This is a genomic window from Streptomyces sp. NPDC002779 (assembly GCF_042888685.1).
Lineage (GTDB): Bacteria > Actinomycetota > Actinomycetes > Streptomycetales > Streptomycetaceae > Streptomyces.
Genome location: NZ_JBIAQC010000003.1, coordinates 53,540 through 76,039, shown reverse-complemented (window position 1 = coordinate 76,039; position 22,500 = coordinate 53,540). Strand labels below are relative to the sequence as shown.

General features: G+C 72.8%; 18 protein-coding genes, 2 tRNA genes and 1 other RNA gene. 12 read left to right on the top strand and 9 right to left on the bottom strand.

The window, feature by feature from the left end:
- Positions 1-103 precede the first annotated feature (103 nt).
- Both ACFYW5_RS10165 and ACFYW5_RS10160 read right to left on the bottom strand, forming a co-directional pair.
- Positions 104-712 (bottom strand): LytR C-terminal domain-containing protein, encoded by a 609-nt coding sequence (locus ACFYW5_RS10165; protein WP_389416995.1) that lies wholly within the window; start codon positions 710-712, stop codon positions 104-106.
- A 147-nt stretch (positions 713-859) separates the two neighbouring features.
- Complete coding sequence (locus ACFYW5_RS10160) at positions 860-1,156, bottom strand: type II toxin-antitoxin system VapB family antitoxin (protein WP_003999914.1); 297 nt, start codon at positions 1,154-1,156, stop codon at positions 860-862.
- Positions 1,157-1,268: 112 nt separating this feature from the next.
- Between ACFYW5_RS10160 and ACFYW5_RS10155 the strand changes: the two genes are divergently transcribed.
- A complete protein-coding gene (locus ACFYW5_RS10155) occupies positions 1,269-2,858 on the top strand; it encodes a helicase HerA-like domain-containing protein (protein WP_389416490.1) in 1,590 nt (529 codons plus the stop codon).
- Positions 2,859-3,053: 195 nt separating this feature from the next.
- On the opposite strand, the gene ACFYW5_RS10150 is transcribed toward ACFYW5_RS10155, so the two are convergent.
- From ACFYW5_RS10150 to ACFYW5_RS10135, 4 genes are all read right to left on the bottom strand, one after another.
- Positions 3,054-3,353, bottom strand: coding sequence for a hypothetical protein (locus tag ACFYW5_RS10150; protein ID WP_389416489.1), 300 nt, complete (start codon positions 3,351-3,353; stop codon positions 3,054-3,056).
- A 74-nt stretch (positions 3,354-3,427) separates the two neighbouring features.
- Complete coding sequence (locus ACFYW5_RS10145) at positions 3,428-4,093, bottom strand: HdeD family acid-resistance protein (protein WP_389416488.1); 666 nt, start codon at positions 4,091-4,093, stop codon at positions 3,428-3,430.
- Between the two features lie 55 nt (positions 4,094-4,148).
- Positions 4,149-4,760 (bottom strand): HhH-GPD-type base excision DNA repair protein, encoded by a 612-nt coding sequence (locus ACFYW5_RS10140; RefSeq protein ID WP_389416487.1) that lies wholly within the window; start codon positions 4,758-4,760, stop codon positions 4,149-4,151.
- Between the two features lie 61 nt (positions 4,761-4,821).
- Complete coding sequence (locus ACFYW5_RS10135) at positions 4,822-5,532, bottom strand: siderophore-interacting protein (protein ID WP_389416486.1); 711 nt, start codon at positions 5,530-5,532, stop codon at positions 4,822-4,824.
- Positions 5,533-5,620: 88 nt separating this feature from the next.
- Between ACFYW5_RS10135 and ACFYW5_RS10130 the strand changes: the two genes are divergently transcribed.
- The 5 genes from ACFYW5_RS10130 to ACFYW5_RS10110 all read left to right on the top strand — a co-directional run bounded on the left by ACFYW5_RS10130 (position 5,621) and on the right by ACFYW5_RS10110 (position 11,738).
- On the top strand, positions 5,621-7,669 hold the full coding sequence (locus ACFYW5_RS10130; RefSeq protein ID WP_389416485.1) for a penicillin acylase family protein: 2,049 nt from the start codon (positions 5,621-5,623) through the stop codon (positions 7,667-7,669).
- Positions 7,662-8,261: a GNAT family N-acetyltransferase gene (locus ACFYW5_RS10125; protein ID WP_389416484.1), complete on the top strand. Its 600-nt coding sequence runs from the start codon at positions 7,662-7,664 to the stop codon at positions 8,259-8,261. Before ACFYW5_RS10130 ends, ACFYW5_RS10125 begins: the two co-directional genes overlap by 8 nt.
- Positions 8,258-8,737 carry a cupin domain-containing protein gene (locus ACFYW5_RS10120; RefSeq protein WP_389416483.1) on the top strand — a complete coding sequence of 160 codons (480 nt, stop codon included), beginning with the start codon at positions 8,258-8,260 and terminating at the stop codon, positions 8,735-8,737. The genes ACFYW5_RS10125 and ACFYW5_RS10120 overlap by 4 nt, the downstream gene beginning before the upstream one ends.
- The gene (locus ACFYW5_RS10115) at positions 8,734-9,483 is read left to right on the top strand and encodes an SDR family NAD(P)-dependent oxidoreductase (RefSeq protein WP_389416482.1); all 750 of its coding nucleotides are present in this window, start codon (positions 8,734-8,736) and stop codon (positions 9,481-9,483) included. The genes ACFYW5_RS10120 and ACFYW5_RS10115 overlap by 4 nt, the downstream gene beginning before the upstream one ends.
- Positions 9,484-10,004: 521 nt before the next feature.
- Positions 10,005-11,738 (top strand): copper resistance CopC/CopD family protein, encoded by a 1,734-nt coding sequence (locus tag ACFYW5_RS10110; RefSeq protein WP_389416994.1) that lies wholly within the window; start codon positions 10,005-10,007, stop codon positions 11,736-11,738.
- Positions 11,739-11,769: 31 nt separating this feature from the next.
- Here the strand turns inward: ACFYW5_RS10110 and ACFYW5_RS10105 are convergent, their stop codons facing one another.
- Together ACFYW5_RS10105 and ACFYW5_RS10100 are read right to left on the bottom strand one after the other, a co-directional pair.
- Entirely contained in the window at positions 11,770-13,191 is a 1,422-nt protein-coding gene (locus ACFYW5_RS10105; protein ID WP_389416481.1) for an ATP-binding protein, read from the bottom strand.
- A 140-nt stretch (positions 13,192-13,331) separates the two neighbouring features.
- Positions 13,332-13,419: transfer RNA gene (locus ACFYW5_RS10100), tRNA-Ser, on the bottom strand.
- A gap of 72 nt (positions 13,420-13,491) precedes the next feature.
- Between ACFYW5_RS10100 and ffs the strand changes: the two genes are divergently transcribed.
- The 6 genes from ffs (at position 13,492) to ACFYW5_RS10070 (ending at position 22,373) form a co-directional block, all read left to right on the top strand.
- Positions 13,492-13,590, top strand: an RNA gene (gene ffs, locus ACFYW5_RS10095) — signal recognition particle sRNA small type.
- Between the two features lie 43 nt (positions 13,591-13,633).
- Positions 13,634-15,895 carry a DNA polymerase III subunit gamma and tau gene (locus ACFYW5_RS10090; protein WP_389416480.1) on the top strand — a complete coding sequence of 754 codons (2,262 nt, stop codon included), beginning with the start codon at positions 13,634-13,636 and terminating at the stop codon, positions 15,893-15,895.
- A 140-nt stretch (positions 15,896-16,035) separates the two neighbouring features.
- Positions 16,036-17,286, top strand: a complete 1,251-nt coding sequence (gene purD / locus ACFYW5_RS10085) for a phosphoribosylamine--glycine ligase (protein ID WP_389416479.1) — start codon at positions 16,036-16,038, stop codon at positions 17,284-17,286.
- A 353-nt stretch (positions 17,287-17,639) separates the two neighbouring features.
- Positions 17,640-19,538 carry a hypothetical protein gene (locus ACFYW5_RS10080; RefSeq protein WP_389416478.1) on the top strand — a complete coding sequence of 633 codons (1,899 nt, stop codon included), beginning with the start codon at positions 17,640-17,642 and terminating at the stop codon, positions 19,536-19,538.
- Positions 19,539-19,779: 241 nt separating this feature from the next.
- Positions 19,780-21,330 carry a N,N-dimethylformamidase beta subunit family domain-containing protein gene (locus ACFYW5_RS10075; protein WP_389416477.1) on the top strand — a complete coding sequence of 517 codons (1,551 nt, stop codon included), beginning with the start codon at positions 19,780-19,782 and terminating at the stop codon, positions 21,328-21,330.
- Between the two features lie 143 nt (positions 21,331-21,473).
- On the top strand, positions 21,474-22,373 hold the full coding sequence (locus ACFYW5_RS10070; RefSeq protein WP_389416476.1) for a phosphoribosylaminoimidazolesuccinocarboxamide synthase: 900 nt from the start codon (positions 21,474-21,476) through the stop codon (positions 22,371-22,373).
- 53 nt (positions 22,374-22,426) lie between these two features.
- On the opposite strand, the gene ACFYW5_RS10065 is transcribed toward ACFYW5_RS10070, so the two are convergent.
- A tRNA-Gly gene (locus tag ACFYW5_RS10065) sits at positions 22,427-22,499 on the bottom strand.
- Position 22,500: the final 1 nt, after the last annotated feature.

The window sequence follows — 22,500 nt, the reverse complement described above, 5'->3', positions numbered from 1 at the left end:
CGGGTCGCGGGGCGGCTGCGGCACCGTCGTGGCTCGTCGCGCAGTTCCCCGCGCCCCTGGGCGCGTTTCCCGCGCCCCAGGGAGTTGCCGCTGACCGTGCCTGTCAGCAGGACTTGTTCGCCGTGGCCGGCTTGGGGTTGGTCAGGGTGGTCAGGGCCTTGTCTGCGTCCGCCTTTGGCGTCAGCTTCTTGAAGCCCGTGCCCAGGATCAGGTCCACCGCCGTGCCCTTGCGGGCCGCGTCCGTGCGGCGCTCCGCGCCGGGGAGCTGGGTGGCGAGCACCGGCAATGACGTGTCCAGGGCGGCGGAGGGGCCGAGCAGCAGCCCGGTGCCCTTGATCTTCTTGTCGTACTCCTTCGTCGCGTTGCCCACCTCGCCGATCCGGAAGCCGCGCTTCTTCAGCTCGTCCGCGGTCTTCTTGGCGAGGCCGCTGACCGGCGTGGCGTTGAGCACGTTGACGGTGATCCGGCCCGGCTCGGGCAGGGCGGCGGCCTTCGTCGAGGAGGCCGCCCGGGTGCCGCACTCCGACCGGGTCCCGGCCGCGGAGGCTTCCTTGCCGCCGCCGGTGAAGACGTCGATGAGCTGGAACGTGCCCCAGCCGAGCACGCCGAGGGCGGTGACGGACGCGACGGCCAGGAGAACGAGCCTGCCGCGTCGCCGCGGTCGGCGCATCCGCGGGTACTTGTCCCCCGTGATCCGGTACTGGCCGCCCATGCCAGGGGGAGTCAGCATGCTCATGGGCGCAGCGTAGTGCGCCGGAGCGGTGATTCCTACTAGATGATCATTGGACGCCGGGCAGAGAACCCAAAAGGGTCAACCCTTCACCGGACCGTCACCCGATCCGGCGTCGGTCCGGCTCCGTCAGTCCAGCTCCAGCACGCGCGCGTGCAGCACCTGGCGCTGCTGCAGCGCGGCACGCACGGCCCGGTGCAGACCGTCCTCCAGGTACAGATCGCCCTGCCACTTCACCACGTGCGCGAACAGGTCGCCGTAGAAGGTGGAGTCCTCGGCGAGCAGAGTCTCCAGGTCGAGCTGGCCCTTGGTCGTCACGAGCTGATCGAGGCGGACCGGGCGCGGTGCGACGTCCGCCCACTGCCGGGTGCTCTCCCGGCCGTGGTCGGGGTACGGCCGGCCGTTTCCGATGCGCTTGAAGATCACACGGAAAGCCTACCGGTCCAGACGTTCCGGGCGCAGCCATGGCGACCGAGTGCGACGCTGGAAAAGCCGCTGTAAATCGGGGTGAACCTCAATTTTCGGATAGGTGCCTGAGATGAGTGACCGCGAAGCCACGCCGTCGGCCACCGCCCCCGAGAAGTCCGGGAGCGCCCCCGCTCTGCCGAAGGAGGCCCTGGAGATCGCCGCCGGGTACGCCTTCACCGGCCCCGCCCTCGACCTGGGCGCCCTGTTGTGGGAGGGGCGGTGCCTGGCCGACGCGCAGATCCGGATCCCGCTGCCGATGCTCAACCGGCACGGCCTGGTCGCCGGCGCGACCGGCACCGGCAAGACCAAGACGCTCCAGCTGATCGCCGAACAGCTCTCGGCGCAGGGCGTGCCGGTGTTCCTCGCCGACATCAAGGGCGACCTGTCGGGCATCTCGGCACCGGGGCGGCCCGGCGACCAGATCACCGCGCGGGCCGCGGACGTCCACCAGACGTGGACGGCGACCGGCTTCCCCGCGCAGTTCTACGCGCTCGGCGGTCTGGGCCACGGCGTCCCGGTGCGGGCCACGATCACCAGCTTCGGCCCCCTCCTGCTCTCGAAGGTCCTGCGGTTGAACCGGACCCAGGAGCAGTCCCTCGGTCTGATCTTCCACTACGCCGACACCAAGGGCCTGGAACTGGTCGACCTCAAGGACCTCAGGGCCGTCGTCGTCTTCCTGACCTCGGACGAGGGCAGGCCGGAGCTGAGGGACATCGGCGGTCTGTCCAGCGCCACGGCGGGCGTGATCCTCCGGGCGCTGACCGCCTTCGAGGCGCAGGGCATGGCCGGTTTCTTCGGGGAGCCGGAGTTCGACACGGCCGAGTTCCTGCGCACGGCCGAGGACGGGCGCGGCACGGTCTCCGTCCTCGAGCTGCCCGCCGTACAGGACAAGCCGGAGCTGTTCTCCACGTTCCTGATGTGGCTGCTCGCCGATCTCTTCCACGATCTGCCCGAGGTCGGTGACACCGACAAGCCGAAGCTGGTCTTCTTCTTCGACGAGGCGCATCTGCTCTTCGACGACGCCTCCCCGGCCTTCCTGGACTCCCTCACGCGGACCGTGCGGCTCATTCGCTCGAAAGGGGTCGGCGTCTTCTTCGTCACGCAAACCCCGAAGGACGTACCCGCGGATGTCCTCGGCCAGCTCGGCAACCGGATCCAGCACGCCCTGCGCGCCTTCACCCCGGACGACGAGAAGGCGTTGAGGGCCACGGTGAAGACCTTCCCGAACTCGGCGTACGACCTGGAGGAGCTGCTCACCGGGCTCGGTACCGGCGAGGCGGTGGTCACCGTGCTCAGCGAGAAGGGCGCCCCGACGCCGGTCGCCGCGACCCGGCTGCGGGCGCCGGAGTCCCTGATGGGGCCGGTAGAGTCCGCGGCCCTGAACGAGGCGGTGACGTCGTCGCCGCTGTACGGGCGGTACGCGCAGGCCGTCGACCGGGAGTCGGCGTACGAGCGCCTGCAGCGGCCGCCCGCGGGCAAGGGGCCGGACGAGATGCGGGCCCGTGCCCCCCAGGCCGCCCCGCGGACCGAGGCGCAGCCGTCGGTGGTCGAGCAGGTCGTCGGCAGCGGGATGTTCAAGTCGCTGGCGCGGTCCATCGGCACCCAGATCGGGCGCGAGATCACCCGTTCGGTCTTCGGTACGGCCCGGCGGAGGCGGTAGCCGCCACGGCCCCGCCTCCGCCGACTGCTCAGCGGTTCTTGTCCTTCGGGGACCGTTCGTCCCGCTTCACCTGCGGCTTCGGCGCGCTGCGCGCGGCTTCCGCCCGCAGCAGGGCGCGCATGACGGCGTACGGGTCCATGGGCATGGGGTGCTCCTTGCGTCGTACTGACGGATGAACCGGGGGCGCCGGTTCTGTCAGCAGCGCAGGACCACCGAGCGGCGGGCGGGCGGGGTGTAAGGGTGCGGCGGGGGCAGGAGGGCCGCCGGGCGGGGGTGCGGGGCCGGACGCGGGGGGAGGGCGGCGGCGCGATGCGCGCGGCGGGCGGTTCCCGGCCGGGGGGCGGGGGCCACGAGGTCGTACTCGATGATCTCGGTGGCCGCCGCGACGGGGGCCAGGGGCAGTCCGGCGGGTGCCGCGGGGACGCACAGGGCGAGCAGCAACACGAAGGTCCGCAGCCAGGTCCGGCCCGGTCGGAGGCTTCGTACGGTGCTCACGGAAGGTCATCTCCCCGGCGCGGCCGCGCCGTTCTGCGCGGCGCGCCCGAGAACCGCCCGCTCGGCGTACCCGTTCACAGCTCGTGGGGGACCTGGCGGGCGCGGTGGCGGATGCCCAGCGCCGTGACGATCTCGACGATGCCGACGACGACCAGCCAGATCCCGCCGACCACGACGAGGACGGCGACCGACTCGAAGGGCGAGACGATCAGCACGACCCCCGCGGCGAAGCTGACGACGCCGAGGAGGATCTGCCGGCCGCGAGCGGGCATACCCGGGTCGGAGACGGCGGCCACGGTCTGGGTGATGCCGCGGATCAGCCAGCCGATGCCGATCCACAGGGCAAGCAGCAGCAGTGACTGCATGGGCCCGCGGAAGCAGAACAGGCCCAGCAGGATCGACAGGGCGCCGCTGATGAAGCCCAGCACGCGCAGCGAGGTCGTCTTGTGCGTGCCGAAGGCGGCGACCAGCTGGAAGACGCCGCTGATCAGGAGGTAGAGGCCGAACAGGACGCCGGTGGCGCGCAGCGTGGAGCCCGGCCAGATCAGCACCAGCACGCCCAGGATCAGCGAGGCGACGCCGGTGAGCAGGACGACCTGCCAGGCGGCCTGGGACAGGGCGTGCAGGGGCCCTTCGAGGGGCGGCTCGGGTTCGTGCCCGCCTCTGGGGGCGCGCTGCGCGTGGACTTTGCGGTCGTCGTACTCCGGGCCCCACGCGGGGCCGGACGGTGCCTCGGTCATGGTTCAAGCTGAGAACGGCCCGGCGCGGACCGCCACCAAGGGTGAGCCGAACGGCTTACTTCTCGGCTGCCTTGGACGTCTTGTCCGCCTTCGCGGCCTTGGCCGCCGCTTTCATCTCCTGCTTGTGCGCGCGCACCTTCGCCAGTGACTCCGGCCCGGTGATGTCCGCGACGGACCGGAACGACCCGGCCTCGCCGTACGGCCCGGCCGCCTCCCGCCAGCCCTTGGGGGCCACGCCGAGCTGCTTGCCCAGCAGCGCGAGGAAGATCTGCGCCTTCTGCTTGCCGAAGCCGGGCAGTTCCTCCAGGCGCCGCAGTAGTTCCGTGCCGTCCGTGACGCCCTTCCAGACCAGCTCGGCGTTGCCGTCGTAGTGCTCGACGAGGTACTGGCACAGCTGCTGGACGCGCTTGGCCATGGACCCCGGGTAGCGGTGCACGGCCGGCTTCTCCGACAGCAGCGCCGCGAAGGACTCCGGGTCCTGCGCGGCGATGTCGTGCGCCTCCAGATCGTCCGCGCCGAGCCGGTCCGCGATCGTCCGGGGCCCCTTGAACGCCCACTCCATCGGGACCTGCTGATCGAGCAGCATCCCGACCAGCGCGGCGAGCGGACTGCGGCCGAGCAGCTCGTCGGCGTCGGGATCCTGGGCGAGGTGAAGGGTGACGTCCATGGCTCGATGATCCCGCGGCCGGGCTCAGGCCGCGCGCCGGTACCCGGGCGCCTGCCCGGGCTCAGGTCGCGCGCCAGTACCCCAGCGCGTGCATCCGGTCCTTGGCGACGCCCAGCTCCTTGCGGACGTACGCGGACAGGTTCCGGGTGGTCGCCGTGTCGCAGGCGATCCAGACGTACGGCTGGTCGGTGCCCTTCAACAGGTCGGGCAGGTCGGCCCGTACGGCGTCCACCAGCTGGTGGCGGGCGACCGTGCGCAGCTCGTGCCGGGAGGTGTCGGCCCGGCAGGGCAGTCCGGCCGGGCTGCCCTCGAACCAGATGGTGGCCGGGGCCGAACCCAGCGCGTCCAGCAGGGAGTTGAGCGCGGGCAGCGAGGCGGGGTCGGCCATCGCGAAGACGTGGGAGGGCTCGGGCCGGGGATGCTGGAAGCCCGTGCCCTGGACCGTCGCCTCGATGGTGTCCCCGGCCCGCGCCGCCCGCGCCCAGTCACTGGCCACACCCTCGTGCAGCGCGAACTCCAGGCTGAAGGTGCCGGCCTGCGGGTCGGGGTCGACCAGCGTGTACGCCCGCTGGTGCGGTTTGCCCCCGTCGGTGAACCAGAGCCGGACCCACATCGTCGGGTGGACACCGGTCGCCGCGAGCATGCCACCGTCGCTGAGGTGCAGCCGCCGGTAGTCGGGGGAGACGTCCTCGGCGCCAGTGACGGTGAACGCGAAGTCCTTGGCGCCCATCAGTTTCAGGACAGTGCCCTGCCAACCGTGCCCCTGCCCCATCGCGTCTTCACCCTTCGCGTACTATTCCGTCACGAACAACTTAGGCAAGGCTAACCTAAAGCACGCCATGAGCACAGGAGGGTGACAGGTGACCGCCGAGATCTACCGCGACGCCTGGGGCATCCCGCATCTGCGGGCCGACGGCGCGCGCGAACTCGCCCGCGCCCAGGGCCATGTCACCGCCCTCGACCGGGCCTGGCAGCTGGAGGTGGAGCGCCGGCGCGCCGACGGTACCTCCGCCGCCCTGCTCGGCCCGGACTCCCTGGCCTGGGACCGCTTCGCGCGGCGGGCCAGGCTGGACGACACCGCCCGCCGCTGCTGGGCCGCACTGGCCGACGGCGACCCGGAGACCGCCGACTGGATCCAGGCGTACGTCGACGGCGTCAACGAAGGTCTCGCCGGGGCCGCCCTGCCGGTCGGCGCCCCCGGCCGCTGGGAGCCCTGGACCCCGCTCGGCGTCTGGCTCGGCATCCACATCCTCTTCGCGGGCTTCCCCGCCAAGCTCTGGCGCGAGGAGGCCGTCCGGCACCTCGGCGAGGAGGCCGTCGGCCTGTTCGCCATCGACGGGCCCGGCACCTCCGGCAGCAACGGCTGGCTGGTCAGCGGCGAGCGCACGGTCTCCGGGCAGCCGATCATCGCGGGCGACCCGCACCGGTTCATCGAGGACGCCGGCGTCTACCAGCAGATCCACCTGTCCTGCCCCGAGTTCGACGTCGTCGGCCTCGCCGTCCCCGGCGTCCCCGGCATCGCCCACTTCGGGCACACCGGCACGGTCGCCTGGGCCATCACCAACGCCATGGCCGACTACCAGGACCTGTACCGGGAACGGCTGCGGCGGACGGGCGCGGGCATCGAGGCCCTCGGCCCGGACGGCACTTGGGCCCGCGCCGCGCGGCACACCGAGACCGTCGAGGTGGCGGGCGAGGACCCGGTCGAAATCGAGGTCATCGAGACCGACCGCGGCCCGGTCGTCATCGGCGGTCCCGAGGGCCTCGACGACGGCACCGACCGCGCCGTCAGCCTCCGCTACCCGCCCCGCGTCACCGGCGACCTCGGCTTCCGCGCCCTCCTCCCCCTGCTGCGGGCCCGCCGGGTCGCCGACGTCGACCGGGCCTTCGACCGGTGGACCGAGCCGGTCAACGTCGTCCAGGCCGCCGACACCGAGGGCGGCCTGCTCCACCGCGTCGCCGGAAAGGTCCCGCTGCGCGCCCCCGCCAACCGCACCCGGCTGGTCCCCGCCTGGGAGCCCGGCCACGCCTGGCAGGGCTGGCACGAGACGCCGTACGGCGAACTCGCCGACGGAGTCGCGGTGATGGCCAACCAGCGCGGCCCGGCCACGCCCCTCGGCGTGGAGTTCGCCCCGCCGCACCGCGCCGACCGCATCACCGCCCTGCTGAGCGAGAAGAAGCGGTGGGCGCCCGGCGACATGCCCGCCATCCACACCGACACCCATCTCGCCTCCGCCGCCGCCCTGCTGGACCGCCTGGCCACCCTCGACGGCCTCTCCCCCGAGGCGGCCCGCCTCCGCGAGACGCTCCTGACCTGGGACCGCCGGATGGACGCGGACAGCCGGCCCGCGGCCCTCTACGCGGCGCTGCGCAGCGCGGTCGTACGCCGGATCGCCGCACACCCCGCCTTCGCCGCCCTGACCACCCCGCCCGCCTACCCCGAGGTCCTGCTCCCCTGGCTCGCCCTCGTCCCGCGTATCGGCTTCGCCCTCGAACACCTGCTGCGCGCCGAGGAGTTGTACGGCATCGACCGGCCGGAAGCCGTGCGCGCGGCCGTGGAGGAGGTGGCCGCCCGGCCGCCCGAGGGAGTCTGGGGCGACACCCACCGCCTCGCCCCCTGGCGGGCGCTGCCCGCCGAGTACGACGAGCCCGCCCTCTCCGGCGACCACGACTGCGTGCTGTGCACCTCCGCCGTGCCCGGCATCACCGACCTCGCGGCCCGCGGCCCCGCCGCCCGGTACGTCTGGGACCTGGACCGCCGCGAACACAGCCTGTGGGTCGTGCCGTTCGGTGCCTCCGGGGTGCCCGGCACTCCCCACCACCGCGACCAATTGCCGCTGTGGACACGGGGAGAGCTCGTCCCCGTCGTCACGGACTTCGACCGACTGGAGAAGGAAACCGATGTCTGACACCCGCGAGACGGTGTACGAGGAGCGGGTCGACGGCTTCGGCACCGTGCACGTCCAGCGCCTCGACCCGCAGGCCGACGCCGAGGTCGTGCACTCCTGGGTGAGCGAGGAACGCGCCTCCTTCTGGGGCATGAACGGCCTCACCCGCGACCAGGTCGCCGAGGTCTACGCCCACCTGGACGCCCTCGACACCCACCACGCCTACCTCGTCCGGCGCGACGGCGTCCCGGCCGCGCTGCTGCAGACCTACGAGCCCGAGGCCGACCGGGTCAGCGAGTGCTACGACGTCGAACCCGGCGACATCGGCGTCCACCTGCTGCTCGCGCCCGCCGCGGCGGAGGGCGGCCGCCGCGGCTGGACGGCCGCGCTGCTCGGCGCCATCACCTCATACGCCCTCATCGGCCTGGACCGGCGGCGGGTGGTCGTCGACCCCGATGTGGCGAACGAGAAGGCCGTCGCCCGCTTCCTGCGGCAGGGCTTCGAGGCGGGACCGCTCGTCACCCTCCCCGAGATCGACCTCCCGGACGTGTACCTGCCGGAGAAGAAGGCCCAACTCGCCTTCCTGCGCCGGGAGGTAGCCTTCCCCGGGTGACCCCGGAAGACCTCGTCGCCCACTACGGCCTGGAGCCGATCCCCCGCGAGGGCGGACTGTTCCGCCGTACCTGGGAAGGGCCCGCGCTCCCGGACGGCAGACCCGCGGGCACCGCCATAGTCGCCCTGCTCACCGCCGAGCCGGGCGACTATTCCGCACTGCACCGGCTGACCGGCGACGAGGTCTGGCACTTCTACCTCGGCGACCCCCTGGAGATGCTGCTGCTCGACCCCGACGGCAGCTCCCGCACGGCCGTCCTGGGCCCGGACATCCTGCACGGCCAGCAACCGCAGCTGACCGTCCCCGCGGGCACCTGGATGGGCGCCCGGGTCGTGGCGGGCGGCACCTGGACCTTCTTCGGCTGCACCATGGCCCCCGGCTTCACCTACGAGGACTACGAGCACGGCGACGCGCAGCACCTCCTCGCCCGCTATCCCCACGAGGCCGCCCGGATCATGGAACTGTGCCGCCCATGAAGCTGCTCCAGGGCCAGGTCGCCCTCATCACGGGAGCCGGCGGCGGCATCGGCCGCGGCATCGCCCTGCGCTTCGCCGAGCAGGGCGCGGCGGTGGCCCTGCACTGCCGTACGGCGGTGGACGCGGCGCGCGAACTGGCCGCCGAGCTGGGGGACTCCGTCGTGCTGGGCGGGGACCTGACCGTCGAGGAGGAGTGCCACCGCGTGGTCCGCGAGGCCGCCGAGTGGGGTGGCGGCCGGCTGACGGCGCTGGTCAACAACGCGGGCGTACAGCCGGTCCGGGACCTGCCCGGGATGACCGCGGCCGAGTGGCGGGCGGTACTGGACACCAACCTGACCAGCGTCTTCGCCTGTACGCAGGCCGCCGCCGAGGTCATGCGGGGGCGGGGCGGCGGCTCGGTGACCCACATCGCCTCCGTGGAGGCCCGGATGCCGGCACAGGGGCACGCGCACTACGCGGCCGCGAAGGCGGCGGTGGTGATGCACGCCCGCTCCGCGGCGCTGGAGTACGGCCGCGACGGCATCCGCGTGAACACGGTCTCCCCGGGCCTGATCGAACGGGACGGACTGGCCCGGGCCTGGCCGGAGGGCGTACGACGCTGGAACGAGGCCACGGCCGTGGGCCGCCTCGGCCGCCCGGAGGACGTGGGCGACGCCTGCGTGTTCCTCTCCTCCCCGCTCGCCTCCTGGATCACCGGCCACGACCTCGTCGTCGACGGAGGAGCGTCGGCCCGGCCGACGTGGTGAGGCGGGGGCCGGGGGAGAGGGATGCCCACAGGAATCGGACGGGGTGAGTACGGGGGCCTGTCGTTCGTGGGGCGGGACGGGGGCGTCGGTGTGGCCGAGTGGTAGGGGTCGGTCGCGGGCGGTGCGGATGCCGCCGGCCGGACGGGGTGAGGGCGGGGGCCCGTCGTTCGTACTTGGGTCGGCCCGGCTGACGGGGAGGCTCTCTTCGCGGTGGACTTGTTCCGTCCGTCGGGGCGAGCGCGGAGCGCCTGCCGTACGTGGACGGGACGGAGGGGCGTCGGTGCGGCCGACGTGGGGGGTCGGTCGCGGGCGGTGCGGATGCCGCTGGTCCGGCGGGGTGAGCGCGGGGGCCTGCCGTTCGTGGGCCGGGACGTACGGCCAACGTGGCGCGTCTCCTCGGGCGGGCGGAGCCCGTCCGACCTGGTGAGCGCGGAGCGCCTGCGGTGCGTACTTATCCTCGTGGCGGAGACCGGGGAAGACGGAGAGACGACGTGGTCCGACGGCGCGGAGTTCAAGGGCTGGTGCTGCTGGGAGCCGTGCTGGTCCTGCTCCTCCTCGGCGGCACGGCCCCGGCCTCGGCGCACGCGGCCCTCAGCGGCACCGACCCCGAGGACGGAACCGTCCTCGCCACGGCCCCCCGTCAGCTCACCCTGACCTTCACCGAGTCCGTAGGGCTCCTCGACGACTCGGTACGCGTCCTGGGCCCGGACGGCAGGCGCCTGCGCGTGGGGGAGGCCGAGCACGCCAAGGGCGACGGCACGGCCCGCGTCACGCTGCCCCGGGGCCTGGACCAGGGCACCTATACCGTGGCCTGGCGCGTGGTGTCGGCGGACAGCCACCCCGTGTCGGGCGCGTTCACGTTCTCGGTCGGCAAGCCGTCGGCCGTGCCGGTGGCCGTGGGCACGGGCCCGACCGAGCATCCGGCCACCGCCGCCCTCCACAAGATCGCCCGGTATCTCGCCTACCTGGCGGCGGCCCTGCTCATCGGCACCGCCACCTTCGTCGCCGTATGCCGGCCGGCGGACCCCCAGGCCCTCCGCACGCCGCTCCTGCTCGGCTGGTGGACCCTGGTGGCCACGACCGTCGCCCTGCTGCTGCTCCGGGCCCCGTACGAGACCGGCGAGTCCCCGGCAGCGGCCCTGAATCCCGACGCCCTCACCGACACCCTCACCGGCCGCCCGGGCCTGACCCTGCTGACCAGGCTGGCCCTGCTCCTCCTGGCGGCGGCGTATCTCGTACGGCGGTCAAGGCGGGGCGAGCCCAGCGGTGTCCCCGGGGCCGTCCTCGCCGTAGGACTCGCCCTGACCTGGGCGGCGTCGGACCACGCCTCGGCCGGGATCCAGGTACCGGTGGCGATGACCTCCGCCGTACTGCACCTCCTGGCCACCGCGGTCTGGCTCGGCGGCCTCACGGCCCTGCTCCTCACCCTGCGCCGCGACCGCCTCACCCCCGACACGGTCACCCGCTTCTCCCGCCTCGCCCTCGCCTCGGTGACCGTCCTGGTCGTCACCGGCGTCTACCAGTCCTGGCGCGGCCTGGGCTCCTGGGACGCGCTCACCGGCACGACGTACGGCAGGCTCCTGACCCTCAAGCTCATCGCGGTCGCCCTGCTCCTCGCGGCGGCGGCCGTGTCCCGCCGATGGACGGCCCGCCTGGCGACGGCGGAGACGGAGACGGCCGTACGGGAAAGAGTCCCGGAGCCCCTAGGCGGCCCTAGCCTCCCCGACCCACCGTCCCCGCCCCCACCATCCCCGTCCCCGCCCCCGCCCTCCGACACCCGGCGCCGCGCCCTGCGCCGCTCGGTGCTGGCCGAGGCCACCGTCGGAGTGGTCGTGCTGGTGATCACGACCGTGCTCACCTCGACCCTGCCGGGCCGGGCCGTGGCCGAGGCGGCCGAGGCCGCGCCGCGCACCGGAGGCACCGTCGCCGTCACGGTCCCCTTCGACGTCGGCGTCCCGGGCGGCGCCGGCAAGGTCCAGCTCACCCTCGACCCCGGCCGGGTCGGCGACAACGCCCTCCAGGCCGTGGTGCTCGGCCCGGACGGCGGCCTGTCGGCGGTGCCCGAACTGCGGGTCTCCTTCACCCTCCCCGCCCAGGACATCGGCCCCCTCGACGCCGGCCTGACCGACCAGGGCGGCTACTGGGCCAACAGCTTCGTCAACCTGCCCCTCGCCGGGACCTGGACCATGAAGGTCACCGTGCGGGTCTCGGAGTTCGACCAGGTGAGCGTGGAGCGGCGGATCGACGTCCGCTGAGGCGGACGGCGTCAGTGGTAGAAGCCACTTCCTACGCTCTGCGCCAGGCGCTGAGCAGTCCCTCGGGGCCGTACGCCGCCTGGAGTCCTGAGCAACTGACTCCGTTGCGAGAGACCGCCACGAGCGGCACGGGCTCGTCGGTGATCGCCGCCCGGTGCTTCTGCAAGGCGGCCAGGTCGTGGCTGTCGAACGCCGAGTTCTCGAGCCACTTGACCGAGCCGAGGAAGAGCAACTGCTTGGCCACCGGCTGCCGGTCGGCACCCACCAGGTCGATTTCGACGTCGTTGCTGCGGGTCCAGTACCCGCCGATCGCCGGGGCGGCGGGCAGGAGCGCGTCCGGCAGGAGGCGGGCGAGGGATTCCCGGACGAGGGGCTCGATGGCACGCCCCCGCCAGCTCGTCCACCGCTCCTTGATCCGGCTCAGCGTGAGATCTCCCCGCATCCGCTCGATCTCCGCCATGTGCGGATCCAGGAACGCGAGCCAGAAACGCAGGTAAGGGTCGGCCACTCGGTAGCGGCGTTCCTTCGACGGCCGCAGTGAGAGTGGCAGCTCGGCGGCCACCACCCGCTTCTCCGTCAGGACATCCGTGGCACGGGTGAGGGTGGTGTGGGCGATCCCACCGGCCGCGCGCGCGATGTTGGTGAAGGTTCGCTCCCCGGATCCGATGGCCCGCAGGACCTCCCTGCTCATCGCCTGCGGGGGGAACTCCGCGGCCAGCGACCGCTCGGCGGAGACCAGAAGCGCCGAAATCGGGTTGTCCAGCGAGTCGCGGAGAAACTCCCAGAGATCCGCTCCAGGCCGCCACTCCGCACAGATCAGCGGAAGACCGCCCGTGACCAGGGCGGCGTCGAAGGCGGCTGCCGGCTCAAGCCCGAGCATCTCGCCGATGTCGGCAGGGTTCAGCGGCCCGACCACCATTTCCCGGCCCCGCTGATGGAAGGGGCGGTCGTAGCTGTTCAGCGTCTCCATCATCGACAGGTCGGATCCGACCAGCAGGAGCAGTACGGGTTTACGGCTGAGCAGGCGATCCCACGCCCGCTGGAGCATGCCCTCGAAGGCGTCGATGCGGTCCATGAGATACGGAACCTCATCCATGACGACCACAGCCGGGCTGTCGTCAGGCAGAACCTCGGCGAGCAGCCTGAACGCCGCGTTCCACTGCTCGGGGCTCTCCTCCGCGAACAGTTCGCGCTCCGGCAGAGTGGATCTGACGACGGAGTCGAGCAGTTCCGTCAGTTCGTCCTCCGCGGTGCCGCCCGCCGCGGTGAAGAAGAGGTGCGGGGCCTCGGTGCGCCGGAGGAACTCCTCGACAAGGCTGGACTTGCCGACCCGTCGCCTCCCCCGCATGAGGATGCACTGACCTGGTTTCGGCGATCCGACGGCATCTCGAACCTCCTGAAAGGCGTTCCGAAGCACGCCCAGCTCCCGGTCCCGCCCGATGAATCGACGCATGAGAATGCCCCTCAGGAGATAGTATCGATAGAGATACTATCGTCGCCGCTACCATCCTGTTTCGGGACGTGGTGGCCGGAAACGACGAAGGGCCCCACCGCGAACGGTGGGGCCCTTCGACATCGTGCCCGGTGAGGCACTGGCGGAGGATACGAGATTCGAACTCGTGAGGGGTTGCCCCCAACACGCTTTCCAAGCGTGCGCCCTAGGCCTCTAGGCGAATCCTCCGCCAGGAACATTACATGACCGAGAAGGGTGCTCGCGAACTCGATCCGAGCTGCTGACGTCGGGTACTCTGTGCGGAGCCCCTCACGCGGCGCTATCTGACTGAACTCCCCCAGGGCCGGAAGGCAGCAAGGGTAGGTTGGCTCTGGCGGGTGCGTGGGGGGCGCTTGCGTTCCCGTGGGCCGGGTTGTCAGTGGGCGCCTATAACCTCGTATGCGTGTCGTCTCTCGCGCTGTACCGCCGCTATCGCCCGGAGTCGTTCGCCGAGGTCATCGGGCAGGAGCATGTCACCGACCCGTTGCAGCAGGCGCTGCGGAACAACCGGGTCAATCACGCGTACCTGTTCAGCGGCCCGCGCGGATGCGGAAAGACGACCAGCGCCCGGATCCTCGCCCGCTGTCTGAACTGCGCGCAGGGTCCCACCCCCACCCCGTGCGGGGAGTGCCAGTCCTGCCAGGACCTGGCGAGGAACGGCCCGGGCTCCATCGACGTCATCGAGATCGACGCCGCCTCGCACGGCGGTGTGGACGACGCCCGTGAGCTGCGGGAAAAGGCCTTCTTCGGCCCCGCCTCCAGCCGGTACAAGATCTACATCATCGACGAGGCCCACATGGTCACGTCGGCCGGCTTCAACGCCCTGCTCAAGGTCGTCGAGGAGCCCCCGGAGCATCTGAAGTTCATCTTCGCCACCACCGAGCCCGAGAAGGTCATCGGGACGATCCGGTCGCGGACCCACCACTACCCCTTCCGGCTCGTGCCGCCGGGCACCCTCAGGGAGTACCTGGCCGAGGTCTGCGGGCACGAGAACATCCCCATCGAGGAGGGCGTCCTCCCGCTCGTCGTGCGCGCCGGCGGCGGATCCGTGCGTGACTCCATGTCCGTCATGGACCAGCTGCTCGCCGGGGCACGGGAGGAGGGTGTGACGTATGCCATGGCCACCTCCCTCCTCGGCTACACCGACGGCTCGCTGCTCGACTCCGTCGTCGAGGCCTTCGCCACCGGCGACGGCGCCGCCGCCTTCGAGGTCGTCGACCGCGTCATCGAGGGCGGCAACGACCCCCGGCGCTTCGTCGCCGACCTGCTGGAGCGGCTGCGGGACCTCGTGATCCTCGCCGCCGTCCCGGACGCCGTGGACAAGGGGCTCATCGACGCCCCCGCGGATGTGCTGGAGCGCATGCAGGCCCAGGCCGGCACCTTCGGCGCCGCCGAGCTCAGCCGCGCCGCCGACCTCGTCAACGACGGCCTCACCGAGATGCGGGGCGCCACCTCGCCGCGACTCCAGCTCGAACTGATCTGCGCCCGCGTGATGCTCCCCGCCGCGTACGGGGACGAGCGCTCGGTCATGGCCCGGCTGGACCGGCTCGAGCGCGGCGTGAACTTCTCCGGGAGCGCCGTCGCTCCCGCGATGGGGTACGTCCCCGGACCCGAGGCCCACGCCCAGCAGCCCCCCGCGCAGGTGCAGGCCCAGGCCCCCGCGCAGGTCCAGGGGCCCGGTCACTCGGCCGCGGTTCCGCCCGTCGGCGGCCCGGCAGCGGCCCGCGCGGCGGTACGGGGAGGGGGCGCCCCGGCCCCACAGGCTCCGTCCGCCCCGCAGACCCCGCCCGAGCCGTCCGCCGAGCCCGCTCCGGCCCACCAGCCTCCCGCGTCCACCGAGCCCACCCCCGCTGCCCCGGCACCCGCCCCCGGCGCGTGGCCCACCGCCACCACCCTCGGCAGCGGCCGCCGCCCGGGCGGCTGGCCCACCACCACGCCCACCGCGACCCCGGCCACCACGCCCGCCGCGGCCCCAAGCCCCCCTCCCGCACCCTCCGCTCCGAGCAACCCCGCACAGGCCCCTGCTCCCCAGCCCACCCCCGCCGCTCCCAGCACCGGCGGTGGCGGCGGCCTCGACCCCCGCACGCTCTGGCCGAACATCCTGGAGGCCGTCAAGAACCGCCGCCGCTTCACCTGGATCCTGCTCAGCCAGAACGCCCAGGTGACCGGCTTCGACGGCACCACCCTCCAGCTCGGTTTCGTCAACGCCGGTGCCCGCGACAACTTCACGACCAGCGGCAGCGAGGACGTCCTGCGCCAGGCGCTCGTGGAGCAGTTCGGCGTCCAGTGGAAGGTCGAGGCGATCGTCGACCCGTCCGGAGGAGGCGGCTCCGCCCCTCCGCAGGGCGGTTCCTCGGGCTACGGCGGAGGCGGCTACGGCGGCGGTGGTGCCGCGGCGACCCCCAGCCGCCCGGCACCTCCCCAGCCCACCCCCGCGCCCGCCTCCTCGGCCTCGGCACAGTCGGCCCCGTCGAGACCGACGCCCGCCGCCGCTCCCGTACCGCAGCCCTCCGCCCCGGAGCCCCCGCCCCGGCCCCCCGTGTCCATCGAGGACGACATCCCCGAGGACGACGACCCGGACCTCAACGAATCGGCCCTCTCCGGCTACGACCTGCTCGTCCGCGAGCTGGGCGCGACGGTGGTCGAGGAGTTCACGAACGAGTAGGTCGAGCACCCGCGAGCCGATCCTCTCCGTAGGACTTGGCGGGACTTGGCGGGACTTCGTAGGAACCCACAACCCCCGCTCCCGCCCTCCTTCAGCAGCCCGCACAAACCGGCCACCCCGGCTGCGGTTAGGCTGACCCCGTGAAGGTCCTCGTCATCGGCAGCGGCGCCCGCGAACACGCCCTGTGCCGCTCCCTGTCCCTCGACCCCGACGTCACCGCGCTGCACTGCGCCCCCGGCAACGCCGGCATCGCCGAGGTCGCCGAGCTGCACCAGGTCGACGCCCTGGACGGCGCCGCCGTCACGGCGCTGGCCACCCGGCTCGGTGCCGACCTGGTCGTGGTCGGCCCGGAGGCACCCCTGGTCGCCGGTGTCGCCGACGCCGTGCGCGAGGCGGGCATCCCGGTCTTCGGCCCCTCCGGGGAGGCCGCCCAGATCGAGGGTTCCAAGGCCTTCGCGAAGGACGTGATGGCGGCGGCCGGCGTCCCGACGGCCCGCTCCTACGTCTGCACGACGCCGGAGGAGGTCGACGAGGCCCTCGACGCCTTCGGCGCCCCTTATGTCGTCAAGGACGACGGTCTCGCCGCCGGCAAGGGCGTCGTCGTGACCGCCGACCTGGAGGCCGCGCGGGCGCACGCCAACTCCTGCGAGCGCGTGGTCATCGAGGAGTTCCTCGACGGCCCCGAGGTCTCCCTCTTCGCCATCACCGACGGCGAGACGGTCCTCCCGCTCCAGCCCGCCCAGGACTTCAAGCGGGCCCTCGACGGTGACGAGGGGCCGAACACCGGCGGCATGGGGGCGTACTCCCCGCTGCCGTGGGCCGACCCGAAGCTGGTCGAGGAGGTCCTGGAGAACGTTCTCCAGCCCACCGTCGACGAGATGCAGCGCCGCGGCACGCCGTTCTCCGGGCTGCTGTACGCCGGTCTCGCCATCACCTCGCGCGGAGTGCGGGTGATCGAGTTCAACGCCCGCTTCGGCGACCCGGAGACCCAGGTCGTGCTGGCGCGTCTCAAGACGCCGCTCGCCGGGGTCCTGCTGGCCGCCGCCAAGGGCGAACTCGCCGTTCTGCCGCCGCTGCGCTGGAGCGCCGATGCCGCGGTCACCGTGGTCATCGCCTCGCACAACTACCCCGGCACCCCGCGCACCGGCGACCCGATCACCGGCCTCGACGAGGTCGTGGCGCAGGACGCCCCGCACGCCTACGTCCTGCACGCCGGTACCCGTACCGACGGCGACGCCGTGGTCAGCGCGGGCGGTCGCGTCCTGTCGGTCACGGCGACCGGCGAGGACCTGGCCGCGGCCCGGGAGCGCGCGTACCGGGCGGTGGCCCGCATCGGCCTGGACGGCTCCCAGCACCGCACGGACATCGCGGCGAAGGCGGCCGCCGAGTGAGCAAGGCCGAGTGAGCAAGGTCGAGTAAGCAAAGTCGAGTGAACAAAGGGGCCCGCAGGCCCTCCCGATGAACCCCGCAGGCCCCGGATCCGTCTCAGGAACCGGGGCCTGATCCTTGCTGTCCGTCATCCAGCTTTCCCCAGAGCCATTCCATCGAGTGACCGATGCCCCATCCGGCTGACGGAGGCCGGGCCCCCAACTATGGTGCGGCGCAAGCGTTCCGGCACTTGGCCCACCGGCATTGCGATGTCAGTGACGGGTGCCACAGTGGGGGAGTGACCAAAGCCAGGACAGGTGGGACAGGCAGCGCAGCCTTGACGGCCCGCGCATGGGGGAGGGGGTGAGGTCCGGTCGTGACCGGTATGGGTGTGGAGGCAGGCGCACAGGCCGCGCGTTCCCGGGCGCTGGCCGTGCTGCGGATCCGTAGCCGGGCAGTGGCGGTCGCGCTGCTGCCCGCGGCGGCCGCCGTGGTGCTGCTGGCCGGTGGCTCCACCGGCCACCTCGTGGGCTCCGGCTGGGATACGGCCCGCTGGGCCGTGAGCTGGGTCGCCGTGCTCGTACTGCTGGCGGCGGGCGGGATCGCACTGGTCGTGGCCCGCTCCCGGCCGGCCGTCAGTCCGACGGTCGCGATCGCGGAGGAGTCGGCCCCCGATCTGTACCGGATGGTGCGCGACCTGGCCGACCGCCTGGACGTGCCCGCGCCCTCCGCGATAGCGCTGACCCCGGACTGCGACAGCTGGCTGGAGGATCGCACCCACCCGGCCCACGGCCCGCCCCCGCGCGAGCACGGGGACGAGCTCACGAGCGGCCTGCGTGGCCCGCACCGCCGAGCCTCGGCGGCCCCGGTGCTGGTCATCGGATCGCCGTTCCTGTGGTGGATGCGGGTGGGCGAGCTGCGAGCCGTCCTCGCCCCGGTGGTGGCCGGTACGGGCCCCTCGGCGCACCCCGACATAGCCGCGGCCCGCCGTTTCGTACGGGGCCTGGACGCGGCGGTGGCAGTGGCGTCGGCCTCGAACCGCGGTCCTCTCTCGCGCGCGGTGCTGGCGGGCGTCGGCAAGGTGGCCCGCCTGCTGCTGAGCAGTTGCCGGGAGCACGCGGCGGAGATGGAGCGAGGGGTGGCCGCGGCGGCGGCGGAGCGTGCACAGGCTGTGGATTACGGACTGCGCATCGTCGCCCAGGAACAGGTGGGCCTGGCCTACGCGGGCTGGGACCGACTGCTGACCCGGGTGGCCCTCCCCGCCTGGCGGATGGGCCGCTGGCCGTCCCGCCTGGACGCGGGAGTGGTGGCCGCCCTCACGGAACTCTCCCGCCGGGACCGGCTGGCCGAGGGCTTCGCCTCCCGCCTGGGCGAACGCCCAGCGTGCGACCTCCTGGAGGAACCGGGCGCGGTGGACGAGGCGGCATCCTTGCTGGCCGCGCGGCTGTTCCACGGCGGCCCGGCGGAATCGGGCCCGGACTGGTCCCCGGTCGGCTGGCAGGAGTACCCGGAGGAGGTGGTCGACCGCAAATGGCGTACGGACGCGGCCCGCCTCCACCGAGTCCTCGACGCCCTCGGCGTCCGCCGCCCCAACCCCCGGACGGACGGCCCGACGCTGTCCCGCGTACTCGACCACTTGTCGACGCCGGAGGACCCTGCTCCGGCCCCGGATGAGCGAACCGCGCCGATGAACCCTGCGGCGGCGGAGGAACGAACCGCGCCGGAAGACCCGACACCTGCGTCGGCCCCCGCGCCCGCCCCCCAGTCGCCCCCCACGCCGGAGGAACCGACCCCCGCGTCGGCCCCCCAGACGTCCCCCACACCCGAGGACGAGCCCGAGGCTGACGCGGAAAACCCCACCGACACGGAAGACCCCACCGACACCGAGCGCTCCGCCGCCCTCGCCGCAGGCCTCACCGCCGAACTCGCCCGCGAGGAATCCGCGGTCCCGCCGAGCCCCGCCGCCCCCGCCCCCGACACCGCACTCTGGGACGACGGCACCCTGCCCCTCTTCCCGCTCCAGCCTCCGCGCTCCCCGCGGGAGCTGCTCGCGGACCACGTCACCGCGATGGTCTGCTGCGCCGCCATGGACACCGCGGGCGCCACCCCCGGCCTGGACTGGCTCGACGGCCCCACCCTCCTGGTCAACGGAGAACGCGCCGCCGACCTCACCCCCCGCGTCCTCAGCCTCATCGAGGAGGGCGACCCGGCCCCCTTGAAGGAATGGCTGATCGAATCCGGCATACGCCCGGAAAAGCCGGTACGCCTCGTCTGACGGCCCCCGAGCCCGCCAGCCCCGAGCCACAGCGCGCCCCTCAAGCGGAACTCCGCATTCCACTTTCGGCCAATTCGCAACGACTAGTGACAGCATGCGTGCGCAATGTGATGTGCTGGGACCGATCGCGCCCACGGCAAGGGCTTGCGACATACGACCGTCACGAAGACGCCACAGACCACACACACAGACGCACAGACCACACACACAGACCACGGGGGCAAGAGGGAGGGGAGCGACCATGGGGTCGGAGCAGATCCGCCGCTGGGAGTCGGGAGCACTTGCGCACGCCGTCACGGACCCCTTCGGCCAGGGCCCCGTCCCCTGGCTCCGTGGCACGGAGACGTACTTCGACGACACGGGCCAGGTGGTCCCCTGGTACGTGGACACGCCCCAGGACGCACCGGCCGCACCGGCCGCTCCGGCCCCCCCGGGCGCCTCGGGCGCCCCCCGCGTCCCCGCCCCCCGCACCACCTCCGGCACCCGCTCGCCCCGCCCCACCGAGGGCCCCCGCTCGGCGGACGACGTCCACCGCCAGATCAAGGGCTTCACCTCCACCGGCGCGGTCGCCCCGGGCGAGGCCGTCGACTTCCACATCACGGTCGACCCGCCCCAGCAGTTCAGCGTCGACGTCTACCGCATCGGCCACTACGGCGGAGACGGCGCCGCCAAGATCACCACCAGCCCCCGGCTGTCCGGCATCGTCCAGCCCCCGCCGCTGGCCGCCGACCGCACGGTCTCCTGCCACCACTGGTGGCTGTCCTGGCGGCTGCAAATCCCCTCGTACTGGAGCATCGGCGCCTATGTCGCGGTGCTCACCACCGCCGACGGCTACCGCTCCCACATCCCGTTCACCATCCGGGACAACCACCCGGCCGATCTGCTCCTGCTGCTGCCCGACGTCACCTGGCAGGCGTACAACCTCTACCCGGAGGACGGCCGCACCGGCGCCAGCCTGTACCACGCCTGGGACGAGCACGGCCGGCTGCTCGGCGAGTCGGACGCCGCGACGACCGTCTCCTTCGATCGCCCCTACGCCGGCGCCGGCCTCCCCCTGCACGTGGGCCACGCCTACGACTTCATCCGCTTCGCCGAGCGCTACGGCTACGACCTCGCCTACGCCGACGCCCGCGATCTGCACGCCGGACACATCGACCCCACCCGCTACCGTGGCCTGGTCTTCCCCGGCCACGACGAGTACTGGTCGACGCCCATGCGCCGCACGGTCGAGCGGGCCCGCGACCACGGCACCTCGCTGGTGTTCCTCTCCGCCAACACCATGTACTGGCAGGTGGAGCTGGGCCCGTCCCCGTCCGGCGTCCCCGACCGCCTGCTGACCTGCCGCAAGCGCAAGGGCCCCGGCAAGCCGGTCCTGTGGCGCGAGATCGACCGCCCCGAGCAGCAGCTGATCGGCATCCAGTACGCGGGCCGGGTCCCCGAGCCCCACCCGCTGATCGTCCGGAACGCCGACCACTGGCTGTGGGACGCCACCGGCGCCCACGAGGGTGACGCGCTCGCCGGACTCGTCGCGGGCGAGGCCGACCGCTACTTCCCGCGCACCGCGCTGCCCGAGCACGAGGAGCGCATCCTGCTGGCGCACTCCCCGTACACCGACGGCGAGGGAGCCCTCCGCCACCAGGAGACGTCCCTGTACCGCGCCCCCTCCGGCGCCCTGGTGTTCGCCTCCGGCACCTTCGCCTGGTCGCCCGCCCTGGACCGCCCGGGCCATGTGGACCCCCGCGTCCAGCGCGCCACGGCCAACCTCCTGGACCGCATCTGCAAGCACGACTGACCCGGCCCGCAGGCCCCCGCCGACCCCCGGTCCAAGGTCAGACCCCTCATACGGGACAATCGAGCCCTTGGCCCGCCCGTCTCCCACCCCACCCTGTTCGAGCCCTGCGGGCATCCCTTTGTTTTCAACCACGGGGAGGAACCGTGTCCGGATTTGTAGAAAAGCCCGAACCGATCGAGGTTCCGGGTTTGGTGCATCTGCACACCGGCAAGGTGCGCGACCTGTACCGGAACGAGGCGGGCGACCTCGTGATGGTCGCCAGCGACCGCTTGTCCGCGTACGACTGGGTGCTCCCGACCGAGATCCCCGACAAGGGCCGCGTCCTCACCCAGCTCTCCCTGTGGTGGTTCGACCAGCTCGCCGACCTGGTCCCCAACCACGTGCTGAGCACCGAACTCCCGCCGGGCGCTCCCGCCGACTGGGCGGGCCGCACCCTGGTCTGCAAGTCGCTGACGATGGTCCCCGTGGAGTGCGTGGCCCGCGGCTACCTCACCGGCTCCGGCCTGGCCGAGTACAACGACACCCGCACGGTCTGCGGCCTCGCCCTCCCCGAGGGCCTGGTCGACGGCAGTGAGCTGCCCGCCCCGATCTTCACCCCGGCCACCAAGGCCGAGGTCGGCGAGCACGACGAGAACGTCTCGTACGAGGAGGTCGCCCGCCAGGTCGGCGCCGACACCGCCGCCCGGCTGCGCCAGGCGACCCTCGCCGTCTACTCCCGCGGCCGGGACATCGCCCGCGAGCGCGGCATCATCCTCGCGGACACCAAGTTCGAGTTCGGCTTCGACGGGGACACCCTGGTCATCGCCGACGAGGTCCTCACCCCGGACTCCTCCCGCTTCTGGCCGGCGGACCGGTGGGAGCCGGGCCGCGCGCAGCCGTCGTACGACAAGCAGTACGTCCGTGACTGGCTGACCTCCGCGGAGTCCGGCTGGGACCGCAGGAGCGAGCAGCCGCCGCCGGCGCTGCCGCAGCAGGTGGTGGACGCCACCCGCGCCAAGTACGTGGAGGCGTACGAGCGTCTGACCGGCACGAGCTGGGCGTAGACGAGGCAAAAGAAGAGGCCCCCCGGCGAAAACCGGGGGGCCTCTCAACAGAGAGCGGACGACGAGGCTCGAACTCGCGACCTCAACCTTGGCAAGGTTGCGCTCTACCAACTGAGCTACGTCCGCA

Bases quoted from the DNA above. Each gene is read 5' to 3' on its own strand.
- ACFYW5_RS10135 (WP_389416486.1), bottom strand. From the start codon at position 5,532: ATGGGGCAGGGGCACGGTTGGCAGGGCACTGTCCTGAAACTGATGGGC.
- ACFYW5_RS10115 (WP_389416482.1), top strand. From the start codon at position 8,734: ATGAAGCTGCTCCAGGGCCAGGTCGCCCTCATCACGGGAGCCGGCGGC.
- ACFYW5_RS10140 (WP_389416487.1), bottom strand. From the start codon at position 4,760: ATGGACGTCACCCTTCACCTCGCCCAGGATCCCGACGCCGACGAGCTG.
- ACFYW5_RS10105 (WP_389416481.1), bottom strand. From the start codon at position 13,191: ATGCGTCGATTCATCGGGCGGGACCGGGAGCTGGGCGTGCTTCGGAAC.
- ACFYW5_RS10165 (WP_389416995.1), bottom strand. From the start codon at position 712: ATGGGCGGCCAGTACCGGATCACGGGGGACAAGTACCCGCGGATGCGC.
- ACFYW5_RS10125 (WP_389416484.1), top strand. From the start codon at position 7,662: ATGTCTGACACCCGCGAGACGGTGTACGAGGAGCGGGTCGACGGCTTC.
- ACFYW5_RS10075 (WP_389416477.1), top strand. From the start codon at position 19,780: ATGGGGTCGGAGCAGATCCGCCGCTGGGAGTCGGGAGCACTTGCGCAC.
- ACFYW5_RS10145 (WP_389416488.1), bottom strand. From the start codon at position 4,093: ATGACCGAGGCACCGTCCGGCCCCGCGTGGGGCCCGGAGTACGACGAC.
- ACFYW5_RS10155 (WP_389416490.1), top strand. From the start codon at position 1,269: ATGAGTGACCGCGAAGCCACGCCGTCGGCCACCGCCCCCGAGAAGTCC.